The organism is uncultured Succinivibrio sp. (assembly GCF_902756765.1).
In the GTDB taxonomy this organism is placed as follows: domain Bacteria; phylum Pseudomonadota; class Gammaproteobacteria; order Enterobacterales; family Succinivibrionaceae; genus Succinivibrio.
In genome coordinates, this window is the sequence record NZ_CACVSS010000010.1 from 17284 (window position 1) to 31733 (window position 14450).

At 39.6% G+C, this 14450-nt stretch carries 9 protein-coding genes and 1 tRNA gene; 6 read left to right on the forward strand and 4 right to left on the reverse strand.

Annotation, left to right across the window (positions count from 1 at the left end):
• Positions 1-560: 560 nt before the first annotated feature.
• Complete coding sequence (gene glyS / locus QZU45_RS02660) at positions 561-2627, reverse strand: glycine--tRNA ligase subunit beta (RefSeq protein WP_295351250.1); 2067 nt, start codon at positions 2625-2627, stop codon at positions 561-563.
• 13 nt (positions 2628-2640) lie between these two features.
• Complete coding sequence (gene glyQ, locus QZU45_RS02665) at positions 2641-3567, reverse strand: glycine--tRNA ligase subunit alpha (protein WP_074838342.1); 927 nt, start codon at positions 3565-3567, stop codon at positions 2641-2643.
• A gap of 329 nt (positions 3568-3896) precedes the next feature.
• On the opposite strand from glyQ, the gene QZU45_RS02670 reads away from it, so the two are divergent.
• The 6 genes from QZU45_RS02670 to mutM all read left to right on the forward strand — a co-directional run bounded on the left by QZU45_RS02670 (position 3897) and on the right by mutM (position 12804).
• Positions 3897-5528, forward strand: a complete 1632-nt coding sequence (locus QZU45_RS02670; RefSeq protein ID WP_295351252.1) for a Na/Pi symporter — start codon at positions 3897-3899, stop codon at positions 5526-5528.
• A gap of 41 nt (positions 5529-5569) precedes the next feature.
• A complete protein-coding gene (locus QZU45_RS02675) occupies positions 5570-6523 on the forward strand; it encodes a tripartite tricarboxylate transporter substrate binding protein (protein ID WP_295351254.1) in 954 nt (317 codons plus the stop codon).
• Between the two features lie 51 nt (positions 6524-6574).
• Positions 6575-7021, forward strand: coding sequence for a tripartite tricarboxylate transporter TctB family protein (locus QZU45_RS02680; RefSeq protein ID WP_295351256.1), 447 nt, complete (start codon positions 6575-6577; stop codon positions 7019-7021).
• 6 nt (positions 7022-7027) lie between these two features.
• Positions 7028-8524: a tripartite tricarboxylate transporter permease gene (locus QZU45_RS02685; RefSeq protein ID WP_295351258.1), complete on the forward strand. Its 1497-nt coding sequence runs from the start codon at positions 7028-7030 to the stop codon at positions 8522-8524.
• A 112-nt stretch (positions 8525-8636) separates the two neighbouring features.
• A tRNA-Thr gene (locus QZU45_RS02690) sits at positions 8637-8712 on the forward strand.
• Positions 8713-11985: 3273 nt separating this feature from the next.
• Positions 11986-12804, forward strand: coding sequence for a bifunctional DNA-formamidopyrimidine glycosylase/DNA-(apurinic or apyrimidinic site) lyase (gene mutM / locus QZU45_RS02695; protein WP_295351261.1), 819 nt, complete (start codon positions 11986-11988; stop codon positions 12802-12804).
• Positions 12805-12818: 14 nt separating this feature from the next.
• Here mutM and coaD read toward each other — a convergent pair whose 3' ends face one another.
• Entirely contained in the window at positions 12819-13298 is a 480-nt protein-coding gene (gene coaD / locus QZU45_RS02700; RefSeq protein ID WP_295351264.1) for a pantetheine-phosphate adenylyltransferase, read from the reverse strand.
• Positions 13299-13360: 62 nt separating this feature from the next.
• Entirely contained in the window at positions 13361-14416 is a 1056-nt protein-coding gene (locus QZU45_RS02705; RefSeq protein ID WP_295351267.1) for a glycosyltransferase family 9 protein, read from the reverse strand.
• Positions 14417-14450: the final 34 nt, after the last annotated feature.

A 14450-nucleotide genomic window follows, 5' to 3' on the forward strand; every position in this document is an offset into this window, starting at 1 on the left:
AATTTATAACTTTAATATTAATCATTACAATTGTTCTACTTGCAACATCTTAAAGCTAAATTTATTATTTTTATTTTCTTAATATATTCTTATTTCTTATTTTTTCTGAATAAAATAAGATGGTTCGCGAATTTATAAGTTGTATTTTAATTTAGTTCATACAATTTAAATGTTCCACGTGGAACATCTACACATGTTCACAAAATTCCACCCTTTATCTAATCAATAATTACTAATTCTTTAAATCCAATTAATATGTTCCACGTGGAACATAAAATTTATCCTCTAATATTCCGATTAGTTTTTAATAAAATCTCATATTGATTTTATATTTTATGCTTACATGTAAATTCAACTGAAAAGTCTTTCTATATTTATATTATTCATTCGACTGATAATTATTGTTTTACGAATTGTTCCACGTGGAACATTATATGTAGACTGTCAGTTCTAATTTGGATGATTTATAGGGAGTAATTTCAAGAATAGGTAGATTGTTCCACGTGGAACATAAAAAAGGGCTCATAAAAATGAGCCCTGATTTTTAAGATTTGATTAAATTAGTACAGAACTGAAATATCTGCAGTCTTAGCAATAATCTCGTGTAAGTTATTTAATAATGCTAATCTGTTATTTTTGATATTTACATTTTCAGCATTAACCATAACATTCTCGAAGAAATTATCAACTGGATCTTTTAGTTCTGATAGAGCAGATAATGCTTCAGTATAGTTGCTATCTGAATATAACTTAGATACCTTAACATCAACATTCTTAAGTACATTGAATAGCTTAACTTCTGCATCTTCTTTCAGAAGTGATTCATTGATGTTCTTATCAAAGTTATCAGCCTTGCTTAGAATGTTGTTGATTCTCTTATATGCTGAGGCAAGATTCTCTGCTTCAGGCAGAGACTTAAACTGTTTAACAGCTTTTACTCTATTATCGAAATCCAGAATATCCTGTGGATTTGTAGATAGAACTGCTAAGAAGATAGAAGCCTCAATGCCCTGATCCTGGTAATAAGCCTTTAGTCTGTTATAAACGAAGTTGATAACATTCTCTTTTGTTTCCTTAGACTTTAGTTTAGTCTCAAGGATAGAGCAGGCTTTCTCAATTAGCTTATAGAAGTTGATTGAAATGTTGTTCTCAATCAGAATTCTAATTAAGCCAATAGCAGCTCTTCTTAAACCGAATGGATCCTTATCACCCTTAGGTAGCATGTTGATTCCAAAGATACCAACAAGAGTAATAATCTTCTCGGCAAGGCTTACAGAAATCTGTACAGGCTTTGTTGGAATGATGTCACCAGCAAATCTTGGCAGGTACTGCTCGAAGATAGCATCTGAAACATCCTTATCTTCGTTATCAAGTTCTGCATAGTGCATACCCATAATACCCTGAGTATCAGTAAACTCGGTAACCATGGTTGTAGCAAGGTCACATTTTGCTAAATGAGCTGCTCGAGCTGCCTTAGATGCGTCAGCATTGATTTCATTAGCAATATACTTAGCTAACTCTTCAACGCAGTCTGATCTAAAGGCTAGAGTACCAATATCCTTCTGGTAAACGATATTCTCAAGTTTCTTGAAGTATGATTCTAAGTTGTTCTTTCTATCAGTCTGGAAGAAGAACTCAGCATCCGAAAGTCTAGGTCTTACAACTCTTTCGTTACCAGAAATCAGAGATGTAGGATCCTCTGGATTGATATTAGATGCAAAAGCAAATGAAGGAAGAAGCATGTTGTTCTTATCATAGATAGGGAAGTACTTCTGGTCACCCTTCATGGTATATACAAGAGCTTCTGCAGGAACCCTTAGGAATCTCTCTTCAAATGAAGCTTTGAAGATATGTGGCTCTTCAACGATAGACGTAACTTCCTCAACCAGTGAATCATCAAGATCAGCTTTACCATTAACTGAGTTAGCAATATCGGTAACCTGTTTGATAATAGATGCCTTTCTCTCTTCGTAGTCAGCAACTACACGGCCTTCAGTTCTCAGCTGTTCAACATAAGTATCTGCTGACTTAATAACAACCTTCTGTGAACCAAGGAAGCGGTGTCCGTTGATTTCCTTTGATGACTCAACACCAAGAATGGAACCTGGAATTAAGTTATCACCAAACAGCATGCATAGAGTATGTACAGGACGTACGAACTCTTCTCTCTTGTCACCCCAATGCATTAAACGTGGAATTGGCAGAGATTTAAGCGCAGTCTTGAATAACTCAGGAACAAGTTCAACAGTGTTAGCGCCTTTCTTAGTGGTTTTGATATACAGCCACTCACCCTTTGGTGTGGTTAATCTCTGAGCTTCCTCAATTTTGATTCCGTTAGCAGAAGCCCAGCCTAAAGCTGCTTTGGTAGGATTACCGTTAGCATCGAAAGCTGCCTTAACTGCAGGTCCCTTGATTTCAATCTCCTGATCCTGCTGCTTCTCTTCAAGAGCGGTAATGAATAATGCCAGTCTTCTTGGGGTTGCATACCATTTTGAAGACTCAAAATGAAGATTCTGATCCTTTAACTGCTTTACAAATGAATCATGTAAAGACTGAGCAAGGGTACGTAAAGATTTTGGAGGTAATTCCTCTGTTCCTAGCTCTAAAAGTAAATTATTGGTTGTCATGATATGTTAAATCCTAGTTATCCTTGTTTTCAGTCTTTTTGCACATTGGGAAACCTAGCTCTTCTCTAGATTTGTAATATGCTTCTGCAACAGCTTTAGATAGAGTTCTGATTCTCAGGATAAATCTCTGACGCTCTGTTACTGAAATTGCATGTCTTGCATCTAACAGGTTGAAACAGTGAGCTGCCTTTAGAATTCTTTCATATGCTGGTAGAGGAAGTGGCTTCTCAAGATTCAGAAGATAGCTGCTTTCCTTTTCCATCTGGTCAAACATGCTGAATAAGAAATCAGTATCAGCATACTCAAAATTGTATGTAGACTGCTCTACCTCATTCTGATGGAATACATCACCGTAGGTGACATCGCCATTTGCTGTGTGAGCCCAGATTAAGTCATATACTGTCTTTTTCTTCTGGATGTACATAGCAAGACGCTCAAGACCATAGGTTAACTCACCGGTAACAGGGTAGCACTCAAGACCACCAACCTGCTGGAAGTAGGTAAACTGTGAAACTTCCATACCGTTCAGCCAGATTTCCCAGCCAAGACCCCAAGCTCCAAGAGTTGGGTTTTCCCAGTTGTCTTCAACAAAACGGATATCATTCTCTGTTGGGTCAAATCCAAGTTCCTTTAATGAGCCTAGGTATAACTCCTGAATGTTATCTGGAGAAGGCTTAAGAATAACCTGGAACTGATAGTAGTGCTGTAATCTGTTTGGATTTTCACCGTAACGACCGTCAGTTGGTCTTCTTGATGGCTGAACATAGGCACATGATATTGGTTCAGGACCAAGTGATCTTAGGAAAGTCATAGGGTGAGAAGTACCAGCGCCGACTTCAAGATCGAATGGTTCTGCAATCATACAGCCATGTCGCATCCAGTAATCTTGTAGGGTAAGAATTAAACCTTGGAATGTTTGAAGGTCATATTTGTTAGACATTTTTTGAACCTTGCTACGAATACAAAATAGATAAAGATCTATTCAAATAAAAAAATAAAAAAAAAGTTGCTACATTTTACCATTAAAGCGCATCAGTTTGCGCCTTTATTAGGGAAAAATAACCATAAAATTAAAGAAAAATGCAAAAAAGTTACATTTATAATCACCAGAAATGTAAATTGCGATTTTGCTAAACAGAGCAAAGTGTTTAAACAAATGTATGAGCAATAATTTGAGATAACTTTTATTTTTGCTATTTAGTTGAAATATAAATATATAAATCAAATTAGAATAGAACTTGTTATTTATTCAGAGAGTGAAGACAAGTTATGTATTTTCTGTTGAATCTGTTTAGTGCGATAGCTCTGCTGGCTTTTGGTGTATACATGACCAAAAAGACAGTGATGAGTTCATGCGGTGCTTCAATCGGAAATGTTCTTCAAAGCGTGGTCGACTCAAGGTTTAAAGCTGTTCTGATTGGGTTAGGCACAACCATGCTGGTACAGAGCAGTACTGCAACTTCTCTTCTCGTTTCATCTTTTTTGAAAAAGAATCTTCTATCTTTGGGAATTGCTCTTGCCATTATGCTGGGAGCTGATCTTGGCACTGCAATTATGGCTCGAGTTCTGACCTGCGATCTTTCAATTGTTTCACCAATTCTTCTGACCCTCGGTATTTTTCTATATCTTGGATTTGCAGACAGGGTAAAACTGCACTTAAGTGGCGGTATTATGCTGGGCTTAGGATTGATTCTTCTGGCCTTAAGACTGATTGTACAGACAACTCAGCCTGTAACTCATGCAGAACTGACAGCGGTTCTGCTTAAATCGCTTACCAATGAGATAACCTTTGCTCTTATCCTAGGCATGATCCTGGCAGTAATCTGTTTTTCCAGTCTTGCAGCCGTGCTTCTGACTTCCCTACTATGCACTACCGGTGCAATTGAGATCAGCGGTGCTCTGGCTGTTGTGATAGGCGCTAACATAGGTTCATGTATCCTTGAGATTATCGGTGCGTTAAAACAGGGTATAAGTGCAAAAAGAGTTATGTACGGTAATACACTATTCAAGATTATTATCGGTATTGTTGCACTATGCCTTCTGGTTCCTATTGAGAATGCTGAAAAGGAAATGGCCTTCCCTCTGTCAGAGTTTGTTATCTGGTTCCACGTGGTATTCAATGCTGTTATATGTATTTTTATGCTGCCATGTGTAGGTCTGATGTCAAAACTGCTGTATGCGCTTATTCCTGAACGTAAGGTCGAGTATGATCCCAATATTCCTGAACACCTTGATCTTGCAGCTTACATCGATCCTAACCTTGCGCTTGGCAATGCCGTCAGAGAAGTTTTAAGTCTGGGAGATTTTCTGCAGCAGATGTTCACAAACCTTGAAAACAGTATTTCCTATAAACCTCAGGAAGGTGTCAGCAGCAATGATATGAAGAACAGAATCAGGGACATAGCCGGAAAGATCAGTGAATATCTGGCGGGTGTTAATTTTGATTCAAAGAAACAGCGCAGACGCATGAACAGATGTCTTATTGCATCTGCGGATGTAAGTGAATGCGCACATATCATCAACGGTATGATTAAACGTCTTAACAAAGCTAATGGTACTTATCAGGCTTCATTTCTTCCTGAGATAAGAAATGAACTGGGAAGAATCTCCAGTGAATGTGCCGGTGCTGTAAATCTTGCGGTAAATGCTTTCTTCAGAAATGGTAAGGAAGAAAAGCAGAATTACATGGTAAAGAAAAATCAGTGCCTCAAACTGATAAATGGATTTCACGCAAGCTATATCGGTAAACCACATCTTAATGCTGAACAGGATATGCGTTTCTTTATGATTCTGCTTGAGATTTTAGAACAGTACAGACATATCTGTGTAATCTTTGATCCTCTGTTCTTAAAAGGAGAACTGAAGACTGCGGAACAGGAGATGAATCTTACCGAGGATTAGCAAAAACGTTTTTTTAACTTCAACAATATAAGGGGATAATTATGAGAAAATTTACAAAACTTCTGTGTGCCGCCACCTTAATTGGAGCAGCTTTCAGTGCAGCAGCTTGGGAGCCTAGCGGTGATGTTAAGGTTATTGTTGCCTACAAGGCTGGTTCTGGTACTGATACCGGTGCCCGTGTTCTGGCAACTATGGCTGAAAAGTATATCGGTAAGACTCTTATTATCAACAATATGCCTGGTGCAGACGGTAAGATTGGCTGGACTGCACTGGTACAGGCAAAGGGTGATGGTCAGACCATCGGCTTCATTAATCTTCCAACCTTCACTACTCTTTCAACTCTGCCAAACGCTCCTTTCAAGACTTCAGATGTAATTCCTGTATGTAATCATCTGACAGAGACAGGTGTTGTCGTAGTTAAGGCTGATAGCCCATACAAGACCTTAAAGGATCTGGTTGAGGCTGCTAAGAAGAACCCTAACATCCGAGCATCAACCAACGGTGTTAAAGCATCTAACCACACAGCAGCTCAGCTTTTAGCTACCAGCGCTGACTTCAAGTACAAGGCAATTCCTTATGGCGGAACCGCAGATCAGCTTCTTGCTTTACGTCAGAACGAGGTTGACTTCACCTGTGCAAAGGTTGCTGATGTTGCTCAGTTAATCAAGGGTGATAATCCTGAGTTACGTATTCTGGGTGTTTTCTCAGAGAACAGATTAGAGTCACTGCCAGAGGTTCCAACATTAGGTGAGTGCGGCTATTACAACAAGTGGTATGGCTCTGCACGTGGCATAGTTGTTCCAAAGGGAACTCCAAAGGAAGTTGTTGATTTCTATGTTGATGCTTTCAAGAAGACTGCAGAAGATCCTGCTGTTATCGAAGCTCACCAGAAGGCAGGCTTAGAGTTGGATTTCATGGATGATAAGGCATTCGGTAATCTGATTTCTGAGCAGGAAGCTTTCTGTAAGGATGTTGTAACCAATCTTTACAAGTAAACAGCATATAATGCCGGATCTGTTCCGGCATTTTAAATTAGGAAATATATTGTGAAAAAATCTGATGTAGGCGTTGTTGTATTTGTATACGGTATCTGCCTCTTTTTTTATTATTACCTGCAGGAGCTGCCTCCTGAGGCACAGACCTATCCACTTTGTCTGATTAGTGGTCTCTTTATTCTGAATACTCTGTTTGTAATCCTGAATGTAATAAAGCTCAAAAAGACCGGAATGGAAAATGATCTCCATTCTGTATTTGAAGGCTTTCTGAAGAGTCAGTTCTTTACTGTGCTGACGGCATGTGTGATTTATATTGTGGGCGTTTACTATATCGGTTTTTACATCACAAGTATCGCTTATCTAATCATAATTATGTCGTTCCTGAAAGTCCCTTTAAAGAGCTCGGTTCTGACTGTTTTGGTTCTGGGACTGGTTATTTATTTTGTATTTACCATGTTCCTGAAGGTTCCTCTTCCAATGGGCGTTGTTTTTGAGTAAAAGAATATGGATACATTAGCTCTCATGGGAGAAGGATTTATCCTAGCTCTTTCTCCTCTAAACATACTACTGATGGTTCTGGCTACAGCTATCGGTGTATCTATAGGATGTCTGCCTGGCCTGTCAGCTGCAATGGGTGTAGCTCTACTGTTACCTGTGACCTTCGGAATGTCTCCATCCACAGGTCTGATTGTTCTGGGAAGTATTTACTGTGGAGCCATCTTTGGCGGTTCTATTTCCGCTATTCTGATTCATACACCGGGAACACCAGCTTCAGCAGCAACAGCAATTGAAGGTTATCAGCTGACAATCAGAGGTAAGGCTGCAAAAGCTTTAACTGTAGCCTGCTTTGCTTCTTTCTGCGGCGGTCTTTTAAGCTGTATTTCTCTTTATTTCTTCTCACCTCTGCTGGCAACACTAGCTCTGCAGTTCAAGAGTCCTGAATATTTCTGGCTGTCACTGTTCGGTTTGACTATTATTGCCGGTGTTGCGTCAAAATCCATGATTAAAGGTCTGATGTCAGGTGTGATTGGTCTTCTGATCTCAACCATCGGAATGGATCCAATGGAAGGTGTTGAAAGATTCATGTTCGGCATGAGTACTCTGTACAATGGAATTGATACCACCTGTGCTCTTATCGGTTTATTCTCAATGTCGCAGATCCTGATTCTTGCTGAGAAAAAAATCAAAGAGCGAGCTGAATCTGCTAAGCTTAATGACAGATTAGGTCTTTCTTTTGCCGAGATTAAACGTTTAAGTCCAACTATCATCCGTTCATGGCTGATTGGCAATATCATAGGTATTCTGCCTGGTGCCGGTGCTTCAATTGCGAGCTTTATGGGCTATAACGAGGCCAGAAACTTCTCTAAGCACAAGGAAGAGTTCGGTAAGGGCTCTATTGACGGTGTAGCAGGTTCCGAAGCTGCAAACAATGCTGTTACCGGTGGTTCGCTGATTCCAACTCTAACTTTAGGTATTCCAGGTGAGTCTGTAACTGCTGTTTTAATGGGCGGTCTGATTATTCATGGTCTGCAGCCTGGTCCTGAGCTGTTTACAACCTATGCCAACATGACCTATACCTTCTTTGCAGGCTTCGTGATTATCCAGTTCCTGATGTTGGCTATCGGTCTTTTAGGTTGCAAGGGGTTTGCTCAGATTGCAAAACTGTCTGATGCGATTCTGATCCCTTCAATCTTTGTGCTGTGTGTGGTTGGTTCTTATGCCATTCACAACAATCTGGTTGAGGTATGCATCATGTTCCTGTTTGGTATCTTAGGATATCTTGCAAGAAAGTTTGACCTGAATCCTGCAGCTATTGTACTTGGACTTATCCTTGGACCAATCGGTGAACGTGGTCTTCGCAGATCACTGATGCTGAATGATGGTGATCCATCAATTCTGTTCTCAACTCCATTATGCTGGATCCTGATTATTCTGTGCGTTCTAGGTGTAATGTCTCCTGTGGTTATGTCAAAACTGGAGAAAAAGGTTCAGAATCAGTAAAAAAGGACTTTAAATACAGATAGTTGTTTAATTGAGTAAACATTGAAAAATTAATTTCATTTAAGTGTTGTCAACATATTCAAATATCTGTATAATCTCTCTCCGTAGTGATGCTGGCATAGCTCAGTTGGTAGAGCACCTGTTTTGTAAACAGGGGGTCGTGGGTTCGAGACCTACTGCCAGCACCATACAATAAGAGGCAACCGATTGGTTGCTTTTTTTATTTCCTGCCTCTTCTCTATCTGCTTTTTGATTGCAGTAGTCTGTTCTTCTAACACCCTCGCGCTTACCTAAATAGCCGGTAACTCCAAATCCCAGTGTTAGTCCTGGTTTAAGGGTATTAAACGCAACTCCAAAATCGAGTACCGCAGAGTTTCCTCTTGTGGAAGGAGAAGGTACATCGTAAGTTAGATTTGAATGAAAGATTTTTGCTTTGGCATCTCCTTTGAATTCATGCTCCCAGGCTGCACCAGCATAAAGCTCAACCTTGTCGTTCAAGGTATAATCTGCTCTTGCACCAATGCGACTACGCCATGAGTCAACATCAGCAAACTTGTAATGATCGTCTGCTACTTTTGTTTTTTTACCATCCAGATGCGACCACAGTACCTTGCCGTACATGTCCAAAGCGAGTTTGTCGTATGCCTGCAGTACATAGCCAAGTCCCATGTGGATGCCGTAATAATTATTTGAGGAATCAAACTCAGCTCGCTTACCACTGATGCGATCAACCATGTCGTTAGTATGCCAGTCATTAAAGATACGTCCAAAACGTACTGAGCCTTCAAAGTACATGTTCTTGAGGACTGTATCTGTAAGATTTAATCTGGAAAGAAGACCTAATCCATAATAATGGGCATTACCTTTACCGTTAACATCTCCTGAATCTGTACTGTTAAAGGTCTTATTTCGTGCATAGCCAAACTCAAAGAAACCACCACCGGTTACACTCATGGTGTCGTAGTTTTTACGTGCGGCAACACCGGCAAGTCCAGAAATACTATTCACGTTAACATGTGAGCCTGTCACAAGACGCTGTTTACCTGCAGAGGCTGCGGCAAATGGAGCCACAATAGTGGTTCCTGATGCAGTGCCTCCTGGTTCGGTAGCCCCCATAGCCTGTCTCATTCCTTCTCCGGTGGCCAAATCGGCACCAAGATTTAATACACCAAGACCTCCAAGGCGTCCTTCCATTACTGCTTTGGTTTTAGGACTAGCTTTTATGTCGACTACGGTGGCATAAATATTGTTGGCATCATTACTGATAACAAAGTCGTAATCTAGGGAAACTCCCTTTTTGGCCTTTAGAGTTTCACTGTAATCTACACCACTTGTAAGTAGGTTATTACTATTATTTATAATTCCACTTTCGTTGTTGATGAGAGTAATTTGGGAACCAGGAAGAAGATCTGCTCCTGATGCAACCGCGGCAGTGAATTTAGTTTGTGGAGATAACGCCGTTTTTGATCCACCTACAATTTTCAGTATGATATCTCCATTCTGAGTACCTGCTGGCAGGATAAAGTAGTAGTTATCAAAGTTATTGATACTTTTAACGTTCAGATTCTTTGCCCAGATCTCAAGGGTGTTGCCACTAATTTCTGCGAGGTTTGCTGAAGATGCTTTTGCGAAACCTCCGAAGAGTGCGGCATTTGCTAATGTGTCCGGTTTTAGATCTGTTCCAAGAATTACAGTATTGTTGTTGGCTTTTGCTCCTTCTTTTCCATAGGCATAGCCACCATAAATAGAACCATCTAAAATTTCACCGCCTTCCAAGTATACTGAGTTACCGTATGTATTTGCAGTTCCATTTTTACTATGAGCAAATCCTCCATAGGCATCATGTCCAAGTTTAGCTCCGTTCTTTAAAATCACCTGATTTCCTGTAGCTATAACCGTACCAGATGTCGCATCAAATATACCACCTTCGGCCCAGCCTCCGTAAGCGTTTAATCCAACATTATTTGTTTGTTCTTGAGGTCCTGTAATTTCATTAGGATATGATCTACTCAGCCCTAGTGTATTGGCATTTGCTTCATCCAAGCCAGCAATTCCACCGTGTTCTATGATTAGGATGTTTCCTTTGGCTATAGCTGTTCCGTTCCAGTTTTTTGCATATCCGCCATAAGCATCTGTTGCAGAGCCTGATATGGTTAGTATGTTATCAGAGCAATTTGCCGTGGTTCCTATAGTTCCAGATACACTATTCGCATATCCTCCGTATGCAAAAGTAACCTTTCCTCCAATATTCAAAATGTTTGTTATTGAATTGTTTGAATTGTATGTGCTACCGGAATATCCACCGTATGCATGAGCTGCAGTTCCTTCTGTTGAGATGATTACTCTGTTGTCTGAAGCAGTGGCTGTTCCTTTGGCACTATAGGCTCTGCCTCCTGTTACCTCATGTTCTACTGTACCGCTAATGGTGACTAAATTATTATTAGACCAGGCTGTACCTGTTTCACTGCTCGACTCACCTCCGTAGACATCCACGTTGACAGTGGCACCGTGTTCTAAATCTACTCTGTTAGACGTGGTACTGGCTGTTCCTTGAATACTTTCAGACTTTCCACCGTAGGCACTTTTATTTACAGTACTACCATTTCTCAAATATAATGCGTTACCTCTTGCACTGGCTATCCCATTGTTATTAAAGACATAACCTGCATAGGCATAGTGTTTTAAATTCCCCCCAGATGCTATTTCAAGAACGTTATTACGTAATAATATACCGTGATTGTAATAGTCATAACGTGTATCAGAATAGGCTCCTGCAGCTGTGAAATCAGGATCACCTGAATGATCTGTATCAATTACGACATTATTATTTGATGCGCCAAGAACACCAAGGTAAATACTGTTTATTAGAGTTCCACCACTGTCAGCAATGGCAGTTGTTGGCAATACAACAATACTACTTGAAAGTATCGCTGCAATACATCTGGCTATTGGAGTATGCCTTAAGATACGATGATTAGAATAATACCTTTTATAAGTCATAAATTATTCCACAATAAATACGCTATATAGCTGCAGATATCAGCTGATGGTTTTTACTTGAAGTGTATAAAAAAAACTGAAAAAGGCAATTTTAAAGCGAATATTTTCTAATAAAAATCTCACTTTTTATCAAATAAATGAAGTAAGAAAAGAGTTGAAAAAAGTTTATTAAAGTGACTTTAACTAAGGATAAGAGATGATTCTAATAATAGAATTATCAGTTTGTTTTTCTAACTGTTAGTTTTTTGTCTGGGTAAACACATCTGAGAATCTGACTGAAATATTTATTTGTATTTTTTGAGCCAACAGTTCTGTTCTATTCTAAGAAAAACCCTATAATACAGGCTTACAAGTTGGAATTATTAATCTGCCAATTTAAATTATTAAAAAGTTTATTAATGGTAATTTAATATTATTTTGATTGTATTTTATAGTCAGAATCTTTTATATGGTACTGTCCTATGCCTGAACTGCCTGAAGTTGAAGTTACGAAACGTGGTATTGAAAAGCCACTTCTGAACGCAATTATTTCAAGTATTTATTTTGATGATAAATCCTTAAGACAGCCTTTCTCTCCAGAGTTGAAGAAACTGGTTAATGCTCAGGTATTAAAAATAGAAAGACGTGCCAAATACATAGTGATAACCACCACTAACGGGTATCTGGTGCTGCATCTTGGTATGACCGGTCATCTTAGACTTCTCGATCATGAGACTCCAATGGATACCCATGATCATTTTGAAATCGGTCTTAAGTCTGGCACCTTTATCAGATACAACGACATCCGACGTTTTGGTCTGGTACTGTACTTTGATAAGACTAAGGATCCATATCAGTGTGAACCTTTAAAATCACTTGGACCTGAACCTTTTTCCGAAGAGTTTACCTCTGAATATCTGTTCTCTCGTCTTCACAGACTAAAAAAGAGCATCAAGCAGGCTTTAATGGATAATTCCATCGTAGTAGGTGTTGGCAACATTTACGCTTCTGAAGTTCTGTTTCTAACAAAAATAAGTCCGCTTACCCCTTCAAACAAGATTACAAGAAAACAGTGTGATGCACTTGTTGAACAGATTCCTTTATTACTTAAGGAGTCTATCAAGAAAGGTGGAACTACTATCAGAGATTTCTCAGGAGCTGATGGTAAGCTTGGATATTTTGTACAGAATCTGTACGTCTACGGACATGAGGGAGAACCTTGCAAGATCTGCGGTACCAGAATTGAAAGTACCGTTCAGGGGCAGCGTTCTACTTTCTACTGCCCGCACTGTCAGAAATAGCAGTGATAACTGTATTATTTCTTTTGGGCAATAATCAGATCGTAGACTGGTTGAGGAACCAGCTTACTGATATCTCCGCCATGGATGAAGATTTCTCTTACCAGAGTTGAGGAAATAAAGGAATAATCTGGTGAAGTCTGTAGAAAGACTATTTCCAGCTCTGGAACAAAGGCTCTGTACATACCGGTAAGCTGTGCCTCGTAATCATAGTCGGTGGCGTTTCTGAGGCCTCTAACCAGCACGTTGCACTGCTTCTCTTTTAGATAATCAATTAAGAGTCCTTTAAAGCCCTCAACCTCAACGTTACTGAATTCAGCTAAGGCATCCTTTGCAGAGCAGATCCTTTCTTCAAGAGTTAGGAACGTGTGTTTTGAAGGACTGTTGGCTACAGCTACAATTACCTTATCAAATAAAGCTGAAGCACGACGGATGATATCAAGATGACCTTTGGTCAAAGGATCAAAGGTACCAGGGAAAACAGCCAAATTACTCATAGCTTAATCCTTTTTTTTACAGGAGTCCCTGCTCCTTATATATTATGTTAAATTTTAGAATCTCAGTGTAGAGAATAGTCTTTACAGATTCTATCGAAAACTTCTTTGACTTTCTGGCAGTCTATTGCTTTCATTGCTTCTTGATTCTTAACGCGATATCTCCAGCCTGCTTCCTTATTTCCAAGCTCAGCCGCAGCCATCTGTGCATAGACACTGACTTCATATTTTCTAAAGTTCCATGCTCCGACTCTGTCTGGATTATGAATAGCAAACAGACCTATAACCGGAATATTAAGCGAGGATGCCAGATGCATGCTGGCACTGTCTGGGGAGATAACAACTGAAGCCTGTGAGATAACAGCCGCAAGCAATCTTAAAGAGGTCTTTCCGCACAGATTGGTACAGTTATTCTGAAGCTTATCTGCTATTCTTGAGCAAAGCTCGGTTTCAAGACTGCCCTTGCCTCCCACGATTACAACATGAAAGCCTTTTTCTACAGCATACTGCCCTATTTCTGTATAACCTTCAGCTGTCCAGTTCTTTTCTGCCTTAGCTGATGCCGGAGCTAGAATCAGAATTTTCTTATCCTGTAGAATAAGCTCCTTTGCTCTGCTTATTTCCTGTGGTGTCAGATGATAGTTCCACTTAGGTTCTATTTTTTCAAATCCCGCTGTTCTGGCAAAAGATATAAAACCTGACATTACATGTGGAGTCTGTGGCTTATCAATTCTGCGGTTAACAAAGAAAGTCTGTCCCTCTCGGCTTCTTTCACTGTCATAGCCGTATTTCAGCTTTGCCTTAACCGCTGTTGACAGCAGTGAGGCTTTAATTGAGGTCTGCATATTCAGCAGTACATCATACTGTTCGCCTTTTAATTCTTTTCTTAGGCAAAGTACAGATTTTAGAAGCCCCTGTTTTTTTATCTCAACAGGAACCATAGGCACAATAGGTTTACCGTCGCTTATGAATAGCGATGAAAATCTTGAGTCGATTATCCATTTAATCTTAACTTCAGGATAATCCTCATGAATAGCATTGGCTATGCCGAAAGCATTAATGCAGTCACCTAGGGCGGTGAGTCTTAGAATGCAAACTGAACTTTTATCTGAATGTGTCACGCTGTTCCTCACTTTTGCCTCATTGTATCATTAT